At 71.4% G+C, this 17,820-nt stretch carries 17 protein-coding genes; 10 read left to right on the forward strand and 7 right to left on the reverse strand.

Going from position 1 to position 17,820, the window contains the following annotated elements:
- Window positions 1-3: 3 nt before the first annotated feature.
- The 6 genes from ACQPZX_RS16185 to ACQPZX_RS16210 all read left to right on the forward strand — a co-directional run bounded on the left by ACQPZX_RS16185 (window position 4) and on the right by ACQPZX_RS16210 (window position 6,759).
- On the forward strand, window positions 4-978 hold the full coding sequence (locus tag ACQPZX_RS16185) for a D-ribose ABC transporter substrate-binding protein (protein ID WP_433380927.1): 975 nt from the start codon (window positions 4-6) through the stop codon (window positions 976-978).
- Between the two features lie 69 nt (window positions 979-1,047).
- Window positions 1,048-1,929, forward strand: a complete 882-nt coding sequence (locus tag ACQPZX_RS16190; RefSeq protein ID WP_433380930.1) for a transketolase — start codon at window positions 1,048-1,050, stop codon at window positions 1,927-1,929.
- The gene (locus ACQPZX_RS16195) at window positions 1,926-2,888 is read left to right on the forward strand and encodes a transketolase family protein (RefSeq protein WP_433380933.1); all 963 of its coding nucleotides are present in this window, start codon (window positions 1,926-1,928) and stop codon (window positions 2,886-2,888) included. The genes ACQPZX_RS16190 and ACQPZX_RS16195 overlap by 4 nt, the downstream gene beginning before the upstream one ends.
- Window positions 2,881-4,257 carry an FGGY family carbohydrate kinase gene (locus tag ACQPZX_RS16200; RefSeq protein ID WP_433380936.1) on the forward strand — a complete coding sequence of 459 codons (1,377 nt, stop codon included), beginning with the start codon at window positions 2,881-2,883 and terminating at the stop codon, window positions 4,255-4,257. Before ACQPZX_RS16195 ends, ACQPZX_RS16200 begins: the two co-directional genes overlap by 8 nt.
- 1 nt (window position 4,258) lies before the next feature.
- On the forward strand, window positions 4,259-5,245 hold the full coding sequence (locus tag ACQPZX_RS16205) for a sugar phosphate isomerase/epimerase family protein (protein ID WP_433380939.1): 987 nt from the start codon (window positions 4,259-4,261) through the stop codon (window positions 5,243-5,245).
- On the forward strand, window positions 5,242-6,759 hold the full coding sequence (locus ACQPZX_RS16210) for a DUF1593 domain-containing protein (protein WP_433380942.1): 1,518 nt from the start codon (window positions 5,242-5,244) through the stop codon (window positions 6,757-6,759). Before ACQPZX_RS16205 ends, ACQPZX_RS16210 begins: the two co-directional genes overlap by 4 nt.
- Before the next feature lie 69 nt (window positions 6,760-6,828).
- On the opposite strand, the gene ACQPZX_RS16215 is transcribed toward ACQPZX_RS16210, so the two are convergent.
- Entirely contained in the window at window positions 6,829-8,289 is a 1,461-nt protein-coding gene (locus tag ACQPZX_RS16215; protein WP_433380945.1) for a PAS domain-containing sensor histidine kinase, read from the reverse strand.
- Window positions 8,290-8,395: 106 nt separating this feature from the next.
- On the opposite strand from ACQPZX_RS16215, the gene ACQPZX_RS16220 reads away from it, so the two are divergent.
- A complete protein-coding gene (locus ACQPZX_RS16220) occupies window positions 8,396-9,709 on the forward strand; it encodes an acyltransferase family protein (RefSeq protein WP_433380948.1) in 1,314 nt (437 codons plus the stop codon).
- Window positions 9,710-9,771: 62 nt separating this feature from the next.
- On the opposite strand, the gene ACQPZX_RS16225 is transcribed toward ACQPZX_RS16220, so the two are convergent.
- The 3 genes from ACQPZX_RS16225 to ACQPZX_RS16235 are packed head-to-tail and all read right to left on the reverse strand — an operon-like array spanning window position 9,772 to window position 12,428.
- The gene (locus ACQPZX_RS16225) at window positions 9,772-10,341 is read right to left on the reverse strand and encodes a hypothetical protein (RefSeq protein ID WP_433380950.1); all 570 of its coding nucleotides are present in this window, start codon (window positions 10,339-10,341) and stop codon (window positions 9,772-9,774) included.
- Window positions 10,342-10,373: 32 nt separating this feature from the next.
- A complete protein-coding gene (locus ACQPZX_RS16230) occupies window positions 10,374-11,246 on the reverse strand; it encodes an ATP-binding cassette domain-containing protein (RefSeq protein ID WP_433380953.1) in 873 nt (290 codons plus the stop codon).
- Window positions 11,247-11,255: 9 nt separating this feature from the next.
- On the reverse strand, window positions 11,256-12,428 hold the full coding sequence (locus ACQPZX_RS16235; protein WP_433380956.1) for a zinc-dependent alcohol dehydrogenase: 1,173 nt from the start codon (window positions 12,426-12,428) through the stop codon (window positions 11,256-11,258).
- Window positions 12,429-12,557: 129 nt separating this feature from the next.
- On the opposite strand from ACQPZX_RS16235, the gene ACQPZX_RS16240 reads away from it, so the two are divergent.
- Window positions 12,558-13,814, forward strand: coding sequence for a class I SAM-dependent methyltransferase (locus tag ACQPZX_RS16240; protein ID WP_433380959.1), 1,257 nt, complete (start codon window positions 12,558-12,560; stop codon window positions 13,812-13,814).
- On the opposite strand, the gene ACQPZX_RS16245 is transcribed toward ACQPZX_RS16240, so the two are convergent.
- Entirely contained in the window at window positions 13,792-14,952 is a 1,161-nt protein-coding gene (locus ACQPZX_RS16245; RefSeq protein WP_433380962.1) for a glycosyltransferase, read from the reverse strand. The two genes, ACQPZX_RS16240 and ACQPZX_RS16245, sit on opposite strands and share 23 nt — an antisense overlap.
- Here ACQPZX_RS16245 and ACQPZX_RS16250 point away from each other — a divergent pair, their 5' ends adjacent.
- Window positions 14,953-15,600, forward strand: a complete 648-nt coding sequence (locus tag ACQPZX_RS16250) for a hypothetical protein (protein ID WP_433380965.1) — start codon at window positions 14,953-14,955, stop codon at window positions 15,598-15,600.
- Between the two features lie 63 nt (window positions 15,601-15,663).
- The gene (locus tag ACQPZX_RS16255; RefSeq protein ID WP_433380968.1) at window positions 15,664-16,374 is read left to right on the forward strand and encodes an SGNH/GDSL hydrolase family protein; all 711 of its coding nucleotides are present in this window, start codon (window positions 15,664-15,666) and stop codon (window positions 16,372-16,374) included.
- Here ACQPZX_RS16255 and ACQPZX_RS16260 read toward each other — a convergent pair.
- Entirely contained in the window at window positions 16,371-17,243 is an 873-nt protein-coding gene (locus ACQPZX_RS16260; protein WP_433380970.1) for a fructosamine kinase family protein, read from the reverse strand. The two genes, ACQPZX_RS16255 and ACQPZX_RS16260, sit on opposite strands and share 4 nt — an antisense overlap.
- Window positions 17,240-17,806: a carboxymuconolactone decarboxylase family protein gene (locus ACQPZX_RS16265; protein WP_433380973.1), complete on the reverse strand. Its 567-nt coding sequence runs from the start codon at window positions 17,804-17,806 to the stop codon at window positions 17,240-17,242. Before ACQPZX_RS16265 ends, ACQPZX_RS16260 begins: the two co-directional genes overlap by 4 nt.
- Window positions 17,807-17,820 lie beyond the last annotated feature (14 nt).

The raw sequence follows: 17,820 nt of genomic DNA on the forward strand, positions 1-17,820 counted from the left end.
TTGATGTTCAGAAAGATCCTCCTGGCCGCCGGTACCGCCGCGGTTCTGGCCCTGGCGGCTTGCGGTTCCTCCTCGGATGACAAATCCGGTGATTCGGGCAGCACCCCCGCAGCCTCGAAGCTGATCGTCATCATCACGCCGTCCCCGGACAACGTCTTCTTCAAGGCCGAGCAGGACGCCGCGGCCGCCCAGGCCAAGAAGCTCGGCTACGAGACCCTGGTCCTCAGCCACGACGACGACCCCACCAAGCAGAGCCAGGAGATCGACACCGCGATCTCCCGCAAGGCCGCCGCGATCATCCTCGACAACGCGGGCGCGGACGCCTCGGTCGCCGCGATCCAGCGGGCCAAGGACGCCAAGATCCCGACCTTCCTGATCGACCGTGAGATCAACAAGACCGACGTCGCGGTCGCCCAGATCGTCTCCAACAACGCTCAGGGCGCCGGCCTCGGCGGCCAGGAGTTCGCCAAGCTGATGGGCAACAAGGGCGAGTACGCCGAGCTCACCGGCAAGCCCACCGACACCAACGCGGGCGTCCGCTCGCAGGGATACCACGGCGTGCTCGACCAGTTCCCGGACCTCAAGATGGTCGCCCAGCAGAGCGCGAACTGGGACCAGGCCGAGGCGCTGCAGAAGACGCAGACGATCCTGCAGGCCCACCCGAACATCAAGGGCATCATCGCCGGCAACGACACCATGGCGCTGGGCGCGTGGGCCGCGGTGCAGGCGGCGAAGAAGGACATCGTGGTCGTCGGCTTCGACGGCAGCCCCGACGTCGTCTCGTCGATCCTCAAGAACGGCATCAAGGCGACCGTGCTCCAGCCGGCCAGCAAGATCAGCGAGATGGCAGTCGACCAGGCCGACGCGTACATCAAGAACGGCAAGGCCGACCAGCCCGAGAAGCAGTCGGTCGACTGCGTGCTGGTGAACCCGGACAACGCCAAGCAGGTCAACAACTTCGCCGTCACCACTTCCTGATCTTCGTGGCGAGAAGGGCGGGCCGCGTTGCGAAATGCGGCCCGCCGTCAAAGAAAGGAAACAACCTCGATGCTGGTCGCCGACCCCCGTTCCGCTCGCGAATGGCGCCGACTCCGGCAGGAGATCGCCGACGCCGGCCCTGAGCGACGCCGCGAGTTACTGCGGGAGCGGGCCAACCAGTCCCGCGCCACCGACCTGCGCATGATCGGTCATGCCGGCCTGGGCCACGTGGGCGGCGACATGTCCGTCCTCGACATCCTCACCACCCTGTTCTTCGCCGTCCTGCGCGTCGACCCGGAGAAGCCCGACTGGCCCGACCGCGACCGGTTCGTGCTCAGCAAGGGCCACACCGCGGGCGCCCTCTACGCGACGCTCGCGGCGGCGGGCTTCTTCGCGACCGAGGAACTTGAAACGTTCGCAGCCCCGATGTCGGCGCTCAACGGCCACCCCAACCGGGTCAAGGTGCCGGGCGTCGAGACCAACACCGGCCCGCTCGGCCACGGCCTGCCGATCTCGGTCGGCATGGCGGTCGCCGGGCGCCTTTCGGGCTCCTCCCGGCACGTCTACGTGGTGCTCGGCGACGGCGAGCTGCAGGAGGGCAGCAACTGGGAGGCCGCGATGACCGCCGGGCACCGCCACCTGGCCAACCTCACCGCGGTGGTCGACCGCAACCGCCTCCAGCAGGGCGCCCGCACCGAGGAGACCAACACGCTCGACCCGCTCGACGACAGATTCCGCGCGTTCGGCTGGGACGTGCGCGTCGTCGACGGGCATGATCATCTTGAGCTGCTGGACGCGTTCACCTCGCCTCGCGGCGAGCGTCCGACCTGCATCATCGCCAACACGATCAAGGGAAGGGGCGTCTCGTTCATGGAGGACCGCGTGGAATGGCACCACAAGGTGCCGTCCGTCGAGCAGATCTCGCTGGCAACGGCGGAGCTGGCCCGATGAGCGCGCAGGTCCTCTCGTCCGCCGAGACCTTCGACTGCCGGGTCGCCTTCGCCGAGACGCTGATCGAGCTGGCCCGCGAGGACGAGCGGATCGTGGCGGTCTGCAACGACTCGGTCGGCTCCAGCAACCTCGTCGGCTTCCAGAAGGAGTTCCCGGACCGGCTCATCAACGTCGGCATCGCCGAGCAGGACATGGTCGGGGTCGGCGCCGGCCTCGCGCTCAGCGGTTACGTGCCGTTCGTGTGCGGCGCGTCGCCCTTCCTCACCGGCCGCGCGCTGGAGCAGATCAAGGCCGACGTCGCGTACTCGCAGTCGCCGGTCGTCCTCTGCGGGATGAGCCCCGGCATGGCGTACGGGGAGCTCGGCCCCACCCACCACTCGATCGAGGACCTCTCCTGGCTGCGCGCGATAGCCGGGCTCGGCATCGTCGTCCCGGCCGACCCCAACGAGACGCGTCTGGCCGTCCGCTGGGCGGCGTCGGCGGCCACGCCGGTCTTCCTGCGCGTGGGCCGCTTCAAGGTGCCGGCCGTCACGGGCGAACGGCCATTCACTTTCGGCACGGCGACCCGGCTGCGCGACGGCTCGGACGTCACCGTGGTGGCCACCGGCACGATGGTCTCCCGGGCGCTCGAGGCCGCCGAGGAGGCCGCCGAGCAGGGCGTCTCGGTGCGGGTGCTGAACATGTCGACGATCGCGCCGCTCGACGAGGAGGCGATCCGCTCCGCGATGCGCGAGACGGGCGCGATCGTCACCGCCGAGGAGGCGACCACCACCGGCGGGCTGGGCGCGGCGGTCGCGGCAGTCGTCGTCACTTCCCGCACTCCGGTGCCGATGCGCATGCTCGGCGTGCACCGCGAGTTCGCCCCGACCGGCAGCACCACGTTCCTGCTCGAGCACTTCGGCCTGACCGCCGCGGACATCCGGCAGGCCGCGATCGGGCTGGCCCGCGAAGATGCCTGATTTGGTCCTCGCGATCGACCAGGGCACTTCATCGACGAAGTGCCTGCTGGTCGACCCGTCCGGCGCGATCGTGCGGTCCGCGAGCGCGCCGGTCCCGATCCGTTATCCACAGCCCGGGTGGGTCGAGCAGGACGCCATCGAGATCCTCGACAGCGTCCTCGCGGCCGCCACGGAGTGCCTGTCCGGGGTCGGGAAGGGCGCGGTGCGGGCGGTCGGGTTCAGCACGCAGCGCGAGTCGGCGGTGGTCTGGGATCCGCGCACCGGCCTGCCTTCGGGGCCGGTTCTGGGCTGGCAGGACCAGCGTTCTCAGCCCATCTGCGACGCGCTTCGAGACAAAGATCAGGCCCATCGCGTACGGGAGATCAGCGGGCTCCCGCTCGACCCGATGTTCAGCGCGGCCAAGCTGCGATGGCTCCTCGATCGCGCCCCTTCGTCGTCCGTGGTCGGTACCGTCGACGCCTGGCTCGTTCACGCGCTGACGGGCAGCCACCAGATCGAGGTGGGTAACGCCTCGCGCACTCAGCTGCTGGACGTCCGGGCCGGCGTGTGGAGCCCGGAGCTGCTCGATCTGTTCGGGATCCCGGCTTCCGCGCTCCCCGTTGTTACTCCATCTTCCGGGTCGCTGGGCATCATCGGCGAGCGCGGGGGAGTCCTCGAAGGGCTGCCGATCACGGCGGTGCTCGGTGACTCGCACGCCGCCCTCTACGCCCACGGCGCCGCCGGTTCCGGTGGTGTGAAAGTCACCTACGGCACCGGGTCGTCGGTCATGCGGCTCGGCTCGTCCGACTCCGAGGCGGTCTGCCTCACCGTCGCGTGGGACGACTGCCTCGCGATGGAAGGCAACATTCGCTCCAGCGGCGCCACCGTCGCCTGGCTGGCTTCGCTGCTGGGGGTCTCCGCCTCGCAGATCGGGCAGATGGCCGCTTCCGCGTCGAGCGACGGCGTCTTCGTGGTGCCGGCCTTCGGCGGGCTCGCCGCGCCCTGGTGGGACGACGCGGCGGTCGGCGTGATCAGCGGCCTCACCCTCGGCACCCGGGCGCCGCAGCTCGCCCGGGCCGCCATCGAGTCGATCGCCCACCAGGTCACCGATGTCGTCGACGCGATGGGCGGCGCTTCCTGCCTGCTCGCCGACGGCGGGGCGAGCGAGAACGACCACCTCATGCGGATCCAGGCCGACCTGGCCGGCGTGCCGGTGCGGCGGGCCCGCGCCGCCAACCTCTCGGCGCTGGGCGCCGCCTTCCTGGCCGGCGGCTTCACCGGCCTGTCCCTCGACTACGACGACTTCGATCCCCGTCCGATCGACCCGGCCGTCCGCATCGCCTGGCGCGACGCGGTGGCCCGGGCCCGCACCCCCTCTGGAGGGAGCTGACATGTCCGAGTACCCCCGCTTCGGCGCCGGCCTGTGGCATTTCGCCACCTACGTCGACCGGTACGCCTCCGACGGCTACGGCCCGGCCCGCACCACGCTCGAGGCCATCGAGCTGGCCGGCCAGGTCGAGGACCTCTCCGTGGTCGACCTCAACTACCCCTTCACCCCCGGCGTCGGCCTCGGCGAGGTGAAGGACGCCCTCGCCGCCCAGGGGCTCACCGCGATCGGCATCACCCCCGAGATCTATCTGCGCAAGTTCAGCCGCGGTTCCTTCACCAACCCCGACCCGGGCGTACGCAAGGCCGCGCTCGACCTCATGCACGAGGCGGCCGGCATCGTCCGCGAGCTCGGCGCCAACTATGTGAAGATCTGGCCCGGCCAGGACGGCTGGGACTACCCCTGGCAGGTCGACCACCGCACCCTGTGGAAGCTCGCGGTCGACGGCATGCGCGAGCTGGCCGGCGCCCACCCCGACCTCAAGTTCGCCATCGAGTACAAGCCGCGCGAGCCGCGGGTGAAGATGACCTGGGACTCGGCCGCCCGCTCGCTGCTGGGCATCCAGGAGATCGGCCTCGACAACGTCGGCATCCTGCTGGACTTCGGCCACAGCCTCTACGGTGGCGAGTCCCCGGCCGACGCGGCCCAGCTGATCATCGACCATGGCCGCCTGTACGGCATGGATGTGAACGACAATTTGCGCGGCTGGGACGACGACCTGGTGGTCGGCACCGTGCACCTCAGCGAGATCTTCGAGTTCTTCCACGTGCTGCGCAAGAACAACTGGGACGGCGTCTGGCAGCTCGACCAGTTCCCGTTCCGCGAGGACTCGGTCGACGCGGCCCGCACGTCCATCACGTTCCTCAAGCGCATCCACCGGGCGCTCGACCGCCTCGACGAGACCGCGCTGGCCGAGGCGCAGGAGCGGCAGGACGCCATGGCGACGCAGCGGATCGTGCAGGACGCGCTGTTCGGAGAGGTGCCTTCATGATCCGCCGGTTCCTCGCTGTCGCCACGGCGGCCGGCCTCGCGCTTGCGGGCCAGGCCGTTCCCGCATCCGCCCACTCGTCGTCGCACCCGTCGAAGCCGCGCACCGTGGTCACCACCGACATGGAGCAGGACGACCTCGCCTCGCTGATCCGCTACCTGCTCTACACCAACGACGTCGACACCGAAGGCATCATCTACACCAGCGGCCGTTTCCACTGGGCCGGCGACGGCAAGGGCACCGAGTTCTTCCTGCCCGGCCGCGAATACAAGACGCCGCAGACCTCGTGGCGCTGGACCGGGACACGCACGATCCAGGATCAGGTGCTCCCGGCGTACGCGAAGGTCTATAAGAATTTGAAGACGCACGACCCGGACTATCCGTCGCCGGCCGCGCTGCTCTCCAAGGTCAAGGTGGGGAACATCGACTTCGAGGGGGAGATGAGCCAGGACACCGAAGGCTCGAATCTCATCCGGAGCCTGCTGCTCGACCACGACCCGCGGCCGCTCTATCTGCAGGCGTGGGGCGGCACCAGCACCATCGCCCGCGCGCTGAAGTCCATTGAGGAGCGATACTCCGGTTCGCGCTCGTGGCCGCGGATCCGCGACGCCGTCTCGTCGAAGGCCGTGATCCTGGCCAGCGGGTTCCAGGACGAGACCTACGCCGATTACATCTCGGTGCAATGGCCGGCCATCCGGGTCGAGCAGATGTCGGCCGGGTACGCGACCTGGGGCTACAACTGCAACTTCGGCAACACCGGCAACGTACGCGGTCTGCCCGCCGACCGGGTCTACTTCAGCGGGGCCTGGATCCAGCGGAACATCCAGGTCGGGCCGTACGGGTCGCTGTACCGCTCGTGGCTCGACGGCCAGTCGATGCCCGGCGACCAGCTCGACATCTTCGGCGACCCGGTGGCCGCCCAGACCGGATGGTGCCCGCCGCTCGGCAAGTACGACTTCCTGTCCGAAGGGGACAATGTCGCCTTCAACATGCTGCTGGACACCGGGATCCAGGCGCCGGAAAATCCGCTGCTCGGCGGCTGGGGCGGCCGGGCAACGCAGACCACGGCGTCGCCCAACCTGTGGACGATGGTCCCCACCGAGAAGGACGCCACCGGCGCCGACGTGGCGAACTACACGACGCTGCGCTGGGCTGCGGCCGCCCAGAACGATTTCGCGGCCCGGATCCAGTGGACGCTGACCCGCCGCTACTCCGACGGCAACCACGCGCCGTCGGTGCGGATCGCCCAGGGCGCGTCGGTGCAGGCCCGCCCCGGCTCGACGGTCCGGCTCACGGCCCGGGTCTCCGACCCCGACCGTGACAGGGTCGCCACACAGTGGTGGCAATACCGCGAGGAGGGCACCTACCCCGGCGCGGTGGCGGTGTCGGCCCACGGCGCCGTCACGGTTCCCCCGGACGCGAAGCGGGGCCAGACCATCTCGGTCATCCTGCAGGGCACCGACAACGGGGAGTTCCCGCTGACCCGCTACGACCGTGTGACCATCCGTGTGAGCTAGGCCGGTGAAGAGCAGGCGGCGTCGGCCGCCTGCTCTTTTCACGCGGGTGGCTTCAGCTCGCGAGCTCTTTCACGCGGGTGGCTTCAGCTCGAGCGGGAGCTCGGCGGTGATTCGCGTGCCCCCGCCCGGCGGGCTGTCGACCCGCATCGAGCCGCCGAGCGCCTCGACGCGGTCGCGGAGACCCACCAGCCCCGAGCCGCGCGGATCCGCCCCGCCGGCGCCGTCGTCGTGGACGGTCAGCACGAGGATCTGGCCGCGCCGCACGAGGGACACCTCGACGCGGGCGGCGCGAGAGTGCTTGGCCGCGTTGGCGAGGGACTCCGAGGCGACGAAGTAGGCCGCCGCCTCGATCGGCTCGGCCGGTCGCACGTCGAGCGCGATCTCCAGGCCGGCCGGGATGGCGGAGCGGCGCGCCAGGGCCCGCAGGGCCGGGCCGAGGCCGCCCCGGGACAGGATCGCCGGATGAATGCCGCGGGCCAGCTCGCGGAGCTCGTCGACGGCGGCCACCAGGCCCGCCTCGACCTCGGACAGCTGGGCGCGCAGGTCGTCCCGCTCCGGTGGCAGGTTCGCCTCGGCGGCCCGCACCGCCAGCGCCAGCGAGACCAGCCGCTGTTGTGTGCCGTCGTGCAGGTTGCGCTCGATCGTGCGCCGGGCCTCGTCCGAGGCGGCCACGATGCGCCGGCGGGAGGCCGCGAGCTGCGACCTGCTCTCCGCGTTCGCGATGGCGGTCGTGACCAGATCGGTGAAGTTCCCGAGCCGCCGCGCGGTGTCCGGCGGCAGTTCCTCCCGGGAGTTCACCGTCATGACGCCCCACAGCTCGCCCTCGACGACGATCGGGCTCGCCACGGTCGACACGATGCCGAGCCGGTGCACCTCGTCGGCGATCTCGCTGGCCGCCGCCGACCATTCCAGGGGGTCGATCCGGCTGGAGCTGCCGGTGCGGTGCACGGCCGCGGCGGCCAGGGCGTCGTCGGTCGCCCAGCGGGTTCCGACCGGGATGCCGATCTCGTCCGAGGCCCCGGCCAGGACCACCTCGGAGGGGTCGTGCTCGAACCGCAGCACGCCGGTGATGGCGTCGAACGTGGCCGCGACCGCCGCGGTGACGGCGGCGAGCACCTCCGCCGGCCGGGCGCCCTCGGCGACCAGGGTGGCGATGCGCCGCAGCTCGGCCTGTTCGCGCTCGGTGCGGCGGAGCTCGGTGACGTCGCGCCCGACGCCGTACAGCACGCTCTGCCCGGGGAACGGCGTCGCCGTCCACTCGATCCGGCGGATCGAGCCGTCCGCGCAGACCATCCGGGTCTCGTACGTGAAGGGCTGCGCCCCACCGGCCGCGCGGCGCAGCTGTTCCCGGGCGCCCGCGCGGTCGTCCGGGTGGATGAGCTCCAGGAACGGCCGCGCCAGTGCCGCCTGCTCCGGATAGCCGAGAATCGCCTCCACGGCCGGGTTGATCCGCTTCCAGAACCCGTCGTATCCGGCCAGGATCACCATGTCGGGGGAGAGCGCCAGATATTGCTCGAATTCCCACGTCACCGTCTGATCCCCCCAAGATTCGAGATCATTGTGCCCTGCCGGGGGCCGGATGTAACGGACAGGCACGTCACAGCTCGCGCAAAACCGCAGGTCATAGCGTCCGTCCGTGACCAAGACCCGGGACCGGTACTTCGACCTGCTGCGCGTCCTCGCGATCGTGCGGGTGTCGGTGTACCACTTCTTTCCGCTCGCCGCGCTCGAGCTCGCGTTTCCGTCGATGGGCGTGATGTTCGCGCTCGCCGGCTCGCTGATGGCCAGTTCGCTCGGCCGCCAGCCGGTCCACCGGGTGCTTTACGGCCGGGTGCGCCGCCTGCTGCCGGCCCTCTGGGTGCTCGCGGCGGTGGTGGTTCCGGCCATGTTCCTGGTCGGCTGGGACGAGAGGCCGCCGCTGTGGCACCTGGTCGCCTGGATCGTCCCGTTCGCCGACCCGCCGTCGAGCACGTGGGGTCTCCAGGCGGCCGAGGTGCTCTGGTATCTGGTGACCTACCTGTGGCTGGTCGCGCTGACGCCGGTGCTGCTGTGGCTGTACAAGCGCGCGAAGTTAATGACGATTCTCCTGCCGGTCGCGCTCGTGGCCGTGCTGACGGCGTACGAGATCCCGGTCGGCGCCGTGCAGGAGGTCGCCACGGACCTGTTGGTCTTCGCGGCCTGCTGGATCCTGGGTTTCGCCTACCGCGACGGTTCGCTGCGGAAGGTGCCGGGCCGGCTGGTCGTCGTGGTCGCCGCCGCGTGCATCACGGGCGGCCTGTTCTGGAGCCAGACCCATCCCGACGCCGGTGGACTCAAATACATTCCGGTCGCCTACGCGTTCTACAACGCCGGGTTCGTGCTCGCGCTGCTGCGCTGGCAGCCGCGGATGGGCTGGCTGACCCGACGCCCCGGCCTGGACAAGTGGGTCTCTCTGATCAACTCGCGGGCGGTCACGATCTACCTGTGGAACAACGTCGCGATCGCGTTGTGCTACCCGATCGGCGATGCGCTCCAGGTGTGGCGTCTCGGCAAATTCTTCGAGATCGGGTACGTCGTTGTCGCGCTCGCCTTGCTCGCCAACGCCGTGCTGGTCTTCGGCTGGGTGGAGGACCTCGCCGCGAGGCGTCGCCTGCGCTTCCTGCCCTGGCCCGCGGACCCGGCGCCGGCCTCGGCCTCAGTCGCGGCCTCGGCCCTGGCGTCCGTCGCGGCCCCGGCCTCGCCGTCCGTCGCGGCCTCGGCGTCCGTCGCGGCCTCGCCGTCCGTCGCGGCCCCGGCCTCGCCGTCCGTCCCGGCCTCGCCGTCCGTCCCGGCCCCGGCCTCCGTCCCGGCCCCGGCGGAGTCCGTGCAGGCGGCCGTGCCCGTGACGACCACGATGTCGCCGCAGGTGGTGCCGGCCGGCGCGACGACCGGCCGGGCGGCGGTGCCGGCCAACGGCGTCAGCCGGCGCTGAGTCGGCGGTCGGCGCCCAGGGGGCGCCTGGTGGGTCCGGCGGCTCTCAGGTGGCGCCGCGCGTCAGTCGGCGCTGAGGTCGCGGCCCAGGAAGGCGACCGAGACCGCGAGGGCCGCCACCGCCCAAGCGATGAAGACCTCGAGGCCCCACGGGTCGCCGCGGGCCGCGTCCAGATATGACGAGATCGGCAGTTCCCAGTCGAGGTGGCCGACCATGCCCTCGACCACGACGAACCAGACCGCCAAGCCGAACAGCAGCCACGACGACCGGCGGACGAGCGCCGCCACCGACGCTCCGAAGATTGCCATGATCGGGACGACGGTCAGCGTGTGCACGTAGGTGTTGCCGCCGTCCTTGACCAGCGCGGTCATGCCGCTGAGCGCGGCCACCGCCCAGGACACCACGACCGTCGTGGCGACCTGCGCGAACAGCGTCGTCAACCGCTTCGGCCGGGCCAGGTACATCAGGGCGACCGTGCGGTGCTGGTGATGCTGGGCGACGGTCAGCGCCGAGATGCCGAAGGCGCCCAGGCCGGCGAACAGCGCCCAATAGTCGGCGCCCAGCACCCCGAAGGCGGCCGCGACGAAGCCGAACAGGGCGATCGACACCCAGCTCGAGCGGATGGTTGCCATCCGGTACAGCTCGCTGCGAATGAGGATTAACATCAGGCGCCCGCCAGCTCGAGGAAGATCTGTTCGAGGTTGGGCGTGTCGGTCAGCAGCTCATGCACGGGCACCCCGGCGGCGAAGGCGATCTCGCCGGCCTCCTCCGACGACAGCCCGTCGACCGTCAGGAAGGGACCGTCGTCGCTCGTCACCTTCGCGCCTGCGCTCTCGAAGGCCTCCCGCAGCCGCTGCGGGTCCCGGCCCCGGACGAGCACGCATCCCGACCCGTAGAGGCTCTCCAACGGCCCCTCGTGACGCAGCCGCCCGTTCGCGATGATCACCACGTCGTCGATGAGCTGCGCGAGCTCGGCGAGCAGGTGGCTGGAGATGAGGACGGTGCCACCGCCGTACGCGTGCTCCCGCAGCAGCCCGCGCAGCCAGGCGATGCCCTCGGGGTCGAGGCCGTTGGCGGGCTCGTCGAGGATCAGCACCTGGGGCTCGCCGAGCAGCGCGGTCGCGACCGCCAGGCGCTGGCGCATGCCGAGCGAGTAGTCGCCGGTCCGCGGGTGGGCGGCGTCGGTCAGGCCCACCTGTTCGAGCAGCAGATCGACCCGCGCCCGGCTCGCCCCGGCCAGCATCGCCTGCGTGACGAGATGCGCCCGCCCGCTCTGCCCGGGGTGGCTGATGCCCTGTTCGAGCACCGCGCCTACCTCGCGTAGCGGTTGCTTGAGGTCGGTGAAGGGCCGGCCGTCGATCAGCGCCGCGCCGCCGGTCGGCCGGGTCAGCCCGAGCAGCATGCGCAGCGTGGTCGTCTTGCCCGAGCCGTTGAGCCCGAGGAACCCGGTGACCCGGCCCGGCAGCGCCGTGAACGAGAGCTCGTCGACCGCGCGCACCTTCCCGTACGCCTTGGTCAGCTCGATGGTCTCGATCATGGCCCGCCACTATAGGGGGCGTAGCGCAACCTTCACAGCCCCCGCCCGTGGCCCGGCCGCGGCCGTGGACAGCGCGGCCCGCCACCGGGACAGCGGGAACTCGTGCGTGACCAGGCCGTCCGCCGGGTACGCCGGATCGCCCAGCCACTGCACCACCTGCGACATCGCCGACCGGCCGCCGAGCGCCGGCTCCGGACCGGAGTTGATCGTGCCTTGGACGGTCAGCTGCCTGTTCCACACCAGCGACCAGTCGACCCGCTGCCGGCCCGCCCCGCCGACCAGGACGAGCATCCCGGTGGGGCGCAACAGGTGCAGCGCCAGGTCGATCGTGTCCGGCTGCGCCACGCAGTCGAAGACCACGTCGACGCCCTGCTCGAGGATCGGGGTCCCGGCGACGCGCGGCCGGATGACCCGGCCGCCGTGAATCTCGGCTAACTTCTCCACGACCTCGGGGCCGGAGGCCATGGTTCTGGTCGCGCCGACGTTCTCCGCCTTGAAGCGGCCCGGCCCCACCACCGTGATGTCGAGATCCGGATGCAGCCGGCGCAGCGCGGCCGTCGTCAGCAGCCCGATCGTGCCCGGCCCGATCACCACGGCCCGGTCGCCGCGCCGCTCCCAGCGCAGCGTCGCGTGCAACCCGATCGAGGCCGGCTCGGCCAGCACCGCCCGCGCGGCGGCCATGACGCCGACCCGGTGGAGCTGGCTCTCGTGCGCCGCGATCAGCTCACCCCAGCCGCCGCCGAGGGCCGCGTCGAAGCCCTGCGCCGGGTTCTGCCCTCGCTCGCAGACATTCGGGTGGCCCTCGCGGCAGGACCGGCACGGCTCGAACCCGCGGTGTGCGCAGGGGAGGACGGGATCGACCACGACCCGGTCACCGGCCTGGACCGCGGTGACGCCCGGCCCGGTCCAGTCGACCACCGCCACGATCTCGTGCCCGAGGATCTGCTTGCGGGCGGTGTAGAAGGCGCTCAGCACCGGCGAGTTCTTCGCGCGGGCGACGGCGAGGTCGCTGCCGCAGATGCCGCCGAGCTCGGTGCGCAGCAGCACCCACCCCGGCGCCTTGGGCAGGGCGGGCGCCGGCAGGTCGTCCCGGAGCGAAAGCAGCCCGAACGGCGCCCGTCCCTTCGTGGCAGCCGTCAGCAGGTACCGGGGAACGGACAGGTCGGCGAGAACGGCGCGCATCGATCGATGATGCGCCTGCCCGACAAGGGCACACAAAAACCGCGGCGGCAAAGCCGGCCGGGAACATCGATCAATTCAACTTCTGACTAGGTCTTGCGGGTGACCGGGAGATCGCCGAGAGTGCTGCTTATGACGGAGATCGGCGTCCCCACCACGCCCGCGGGCTACTGGCCCGATGTGGAGACGGTCCCCCGCGCGCCACTACGCGGGGCGGCCGCCAAGGCTCTGCTGCGGTTCGTCGCCGGCCGGGTGCCGGTGCGCGTCGTCACCGGCGACGGACCGCCGCCCCCGAGCCCGCCGCCCGTCCTGCGCCTGCGCCGGCCGGAGGCGTTCCACCGGCGGGTCGGCGCCACCGGCCTGATCGGGCTCGGCGAGGCCTACCAGGCGGGCGACTGGGACACCGACGACCTGGCCGGGCTGCTCACCGCGGCCGCCGCGGCGATGAGCGGGTCGCTCGGCCGGTATCGCAAGCTCGCCCGGCTGCGACACGTGCCGTGGCTGCAGTGGGCGCACGGCGCCCGCCCGAAGTCCGACGAGGAGAACACGGTCGAGGGCGCCCGCCGCAACATCCAGCGGCACTACGACCTGTCCAACGAGATGTTCGCGCTGTTCCTCGACGAGACCATGACGTACTCGTCGGGGTTGTTCGCCGGCCCGGAGGACGACGACCTAGCCGGCGCCCAGCGCCGCAAGATCGACAGGTTGCTCGACCTGACCGGGGTCGGCGACGGCACCCGGGTCCTCGAGATCGGCACCGGCTGGGGCGAGCTCTCGATCCGGGCCGCGAAACGCGGCGCGCGGGTGCACACCATCACCATCTCCACCGAGCAGCAGGCGCTCGCCCAGCAGCGGGTGGCCGAGGCCGGGGTCGCCGACCGGGTCACCATCGAGCTGCGCGACTACCGGCACGTCGAGGACGCCCAGGGGTTCGACGCGATCGTCAGCGTCGAGATGATCGAGGCGGTCGGCCGTAAGTACTGGCCGTCGTACTTCGGCGCCATCGACCGGCTGCTCGCGCCGGGCGGCCGGGCCGGCATCCAGGCCATCACCCTGCCCGACGAGCGGCTGCAGTTCGCCGACACGTACACGTGGGTGCAGAAATACATCTTCCCCGGCGGCGTGATGCTCTCGGTCGAGGAGGTCGAGCGTCAGCTCGCCGCCGGCACCGGGCTGCGGCTGGCCGACAAGCGGGCCTTCGGCTGGAGCTACGCCAAGACGTTGCGGCTGTGGCGGGAGAACTTCCTGTCGAACGCCGATCGGGTCCGCGCGCTCGGCTTCGACGACATCTTCATCCGTACGTGGGAGTACTACCTGGCCTATTGTGAAGCGGGATTCGTCTCCGGCGAGATCGACGTGTACCAGCTCATCCTCGACCGGCGGGCATGAGCGCGGCCCGGTAGGCGTCGAGGGTCCGCTCGGCGAAAAGGGCGGGCGTCAGGCCGTACGCGATCTGCCTCGCCCTCGCCGCCGTCTTGCCGTCGGTGTCGTCCAGCGAGGCCCGCAGGGCCGAGGCGAGGGAAGCCGGCGCCGGATCGGCCAGCCGCACCGCCTCGCCCAGCGGATGGCCGGCCGCCAGCTCGCGATCGACCATGACGATCGGCAGCCCCGCCAGGGCCGCTTCGTGCAGCACGATGCCCTGAGTGTCCGTCGTGGACGGAAAGGCGAACACGCTCGCCGAGCGGTAGGCGGCCGGCACCTCCGCGCCGTGCAGGGTGCCGGTGACATCGACGTGCTCGGTTAACCCGCGTTCGCTGAGTCGCCGGCGCAATCCGAGGCGGGGCGAGACCGGGCCGGCCAGGACGAGCCTCGCGTCCGGCCGATTCCCTCGCAGCAGCTTGAAAGCATCGAGCAGCAGCGGGATGCCCTTCTCCGCGCAGACGCGGCCCACGAAGAGGACGACCGGTTCGTTGCGCGCGGCCTGCTCCCCATGATGGCCCGGGGGAGTGGCGATGACTCGCACCTTGTGGGCGTAGGCGCCGGCCGTCCGGCAGTGCCGCAGCGCCGTCGCGGTCGGCAGGATGATGACGTCCGCGGCCTCGAAGACCCGCGCGTTGGCCGCCTCGACCGCCGCGTACTTCCCCCGGCCGCGGACCCGTTCGCCGTGCGGCAGATAGCGGGCGTAGAGCGCGGTGCCGGCCCGGATCACCGGGGTGGGGAAGTGGTAGAACGCCGAGTAACCGTGCATGTCGGTGTGGTAGGTGTACACCGCCGGAATGCCCATGAACTTCGCGACCGACAGCCCCGCGGCGCCCAACGGCCCCGGCGTGTGCACGTGCGCGATGTCCGGCCGCCATTCCTCGACGCGGCTCCGCAGCCCGCGCATCGGAAACAGCGCGAACCGGAAGTCACCCATCCCCGTGTCCAGCGACGGCACCCGCCCGCCCGGTCGCCACAGCGGCCCGGTGCTGGTCACCAGGCTCTCGTGGCCCAGCTCCTCGAGCTGGTCGACCAGCAGCCGGACCGACGTCGCGATGCCGTTCACACCGTCGACGGCCGCGTCCGAGAAGTGTGCGATCCTGACCACGTGGCCGCTTCCTCCGCACGTCGGAAAAGTGACCTGAAGGTACCGGCCGCCGCCGCTTTCGTCGTCCTCGCCGCGGGATTCGGCGCTCTCTGTCTCTTCTGGACGTCCGGCGTTCACCCGTCGTCGCTGCCCGGCCTCTTCGACTTCGCCAGCGCCACCTGGGGCGACGCGCTCGCCCTTCCGGCGATGACAGGCTTCCTCCTGTACGCGGTCCGCGCGCTCCCCGCCGCGCGGGGTGACCGGCCGTTCGCCCTCGTCACGGCCGTCCTCGCCGGCGCCCTCGGCCTCGCCTCCCAGGCCCTGTGGCTGGCGGCCGGCAACCCGCGCCCCAACTGGACCCTGCCCCGCCCGCATCGCTTCACCGCGGCCGGCTGGTACCACGCCGCCTTCGTCACCGCGATGTGCGCGGTCACCGCCGCCCTGCTGGCCCTGGCCCTCAACCGGATCACGCTGGCCTCCCGCCGCCCTCGCCCGGTCGTGGCCGCGATCGCCGCCGGGATCGCCTGCGGCCTGGTCTTCATCGCCCTGCTCGCCGCCGACTCCGGCGCCACTCCCGGCGGCGCGGGCCTGGCCGGTGTGCTGCTCGCCCTGGTGGCTCTGATCGCGGTCGGCGGCACCGTCATCGCCCGCCGGGTGGCACCTCGGTGAGCATGACGTTGCGGACCGGTTGCCCCGCTCAGCGCGCCGGCCGGCCGGGCCGAACGGGCAGGCATGCGTCTGACGATCCGGTCCCGTGCCCTGGCCGCCGCGCTCACCGTCGTCACGGCGCTGGCACCGGCGTCGGCCGCCCTCGCCTCTCCCGCGTCCTCGTCCGTCGATGCGGGCCTGCGGGTCATGCCGCTCGGCGACAGCATCACGTTCGGCAAGGGTGACCCCACCGAGAATGGCTACCGCGCCGCCCTCTACTCCTGGCTGAGCCGGCCCGTCTCCTTCGTCGGCTCGCAAGTGAACGGCGCCACCGCGCACGAGGGCCACCCCGGCTGGCGGATCGCCCAGCTCACCGAGCTCATCGACGGGTGGATGGCGGACGCGCGCCCCGACGTCGTGCTGCTGGACATCGGCACCAACGACCTGCTCCACCACGACCACGTCGACGAGGCGCCGGACCGCCTGGTCGAGCTGATCGACCACATCGTCACCGCGAACCCCGACGTCCGCATCCTGCTGGCCGAGCTGCTGGTCGTCGACCGCGGCCACGAGGCCGACTTCGAGTGGTACAACAGCACGCTGCCCGTGGTGGCCGCCCTCTTCCCGGACAACGTCACGCTGGTCGACATGGCCCGCGTGCCGGTCGCCAACACGGTCGACCACGTCCACCCCAACGCGCTGGGCTACCAGCAGATGGCGTACCAGTGGTACGAGGCCTTGCGCGGCGTCCTGCCGCAGGGCCGCGAATGGCGCCCGGTCACCAGCCCGTTCTAGCTCTTCCGGAACGGGGCCAGGGTGGCGCGGATCAGGCCGGCCGCGCCCCAGTCGTTCTCGAACTGGGCCACCACCGCGAGGTGCTGGCGGAGCTGGACGATCGGCATCCGGTCCCGCCAGTCCTCGTCCAGGCCGGTCAGCTCGGCGTAGACCGCGAAGAACCGTTCCGCCTCGGGCGGCGGCGAGGTGGTCCACACGTGGGCGAGGTCGACCTCGGCCCACATGTAGGACACGGCCGGGTCGATCAGCGCGGGCCGGCCGTCCGCGGTGGCCATGACGTTCTGCGTCCACATGTCGCCGTGGGTCAGGCAGGCCGGCTTCACCGGCAGCAGATCGGGCAGCCGTTCACATAGCCGCTCCAGCGCCGCCCGGTCGCCGGCGTCCAGTGCCGCCTCGACGCGGGGCTCCCTGAGCCACCGCAGCAGCCGATGCCGGGCGAAGAAAGTGAAGCCGTCCTCCTCCCAGCTGTTGACTTGCCGGCGGCGGCCCAGCCAGTTGTCGCGGTGCCATCCGAAGCGCGGGTGCGTTGTGCTGAGGTGCAGCCGGGCGAGCGCGTGCGCGAACTCCTCCCAGAAGGCCTCGCTGCTCGGTCGCGGCCGCAGCACCGACAACACGAGCAGTTCGCGGCCGGCCAGGATCACCTCGGGCGTCGCCATGCCGCCGAGCTCGCGCAGGGCGGCCAGCCCTTCGGCCTCCGCGGCGAAGACGTCATCGTCCGGGGCGTCGGCGAACGCCTTGACGAACAGCGGCGGCGCGTCCCGCCGGGTCGCCAGCCCCGCGAGGGCCGCAAGCCCACCGGTCGCCGGCTCCACGCTGACGACATCGCGCATTCCGGCCCGGTGCAGGCGCTCGAGCAGGAACGGGGTCACTCGCTCTCCGGCCCGCCGCGGCCGGCGAGGTAGCCGTCGCGCACGATCCGGTGCACTCCGTGCAGATAGGCCTCCGGCGACTCCGGCGTCAGCGTGGCCAGCCCGTCCACATACCGGTTGAACATGCTGAACGCCGAGGCGATCAAAACCGTGTCGTGGATCTCGAGGTCGGTCGCGCCCTCCGCCCGCGCATCGGCGACCAGCCAGGCGGTCACGTTGCGCCCGTCTTCCCGTACGGCGGAGGCAATGCGCAACAACGCACGCAGCTTGGGCGTTATCGGCGCCGTCTCCAGATCGGCCCGGACCTCGTCGACCAGCCGCACCCCCTCGGGCAGCTGAGCCGCGGCGAACGCCGCGTGCGAGGCGGCGCAGTAGGCGCACTCGTTGAGCTCGGAGACGTAGGCGGCGATCAGCTCCCGCTCACCGGGCGCCAGTGTGCTTGGCCCGCGCAGAAGCACCTCGGCCAGCATCATGAGCGGCCGCGCGGTCTCCGGCCGGTACTGCAGAAGCCCCTGGATACCGGGGAAGAGCTGCTCGTCCACGCCAAGGTCGATGTGCGCCATCGGTGCAGGATAGG

It is taken from the genome of Actinoplanes sp. CA-142083 (assembly GCF_050942195.1).
Taxonomy (GTDB): Bacteria; Actinomycetota; Actinomycetes; order Mycobacteriales; family Micromonosporaceae; genus Actinoplanes.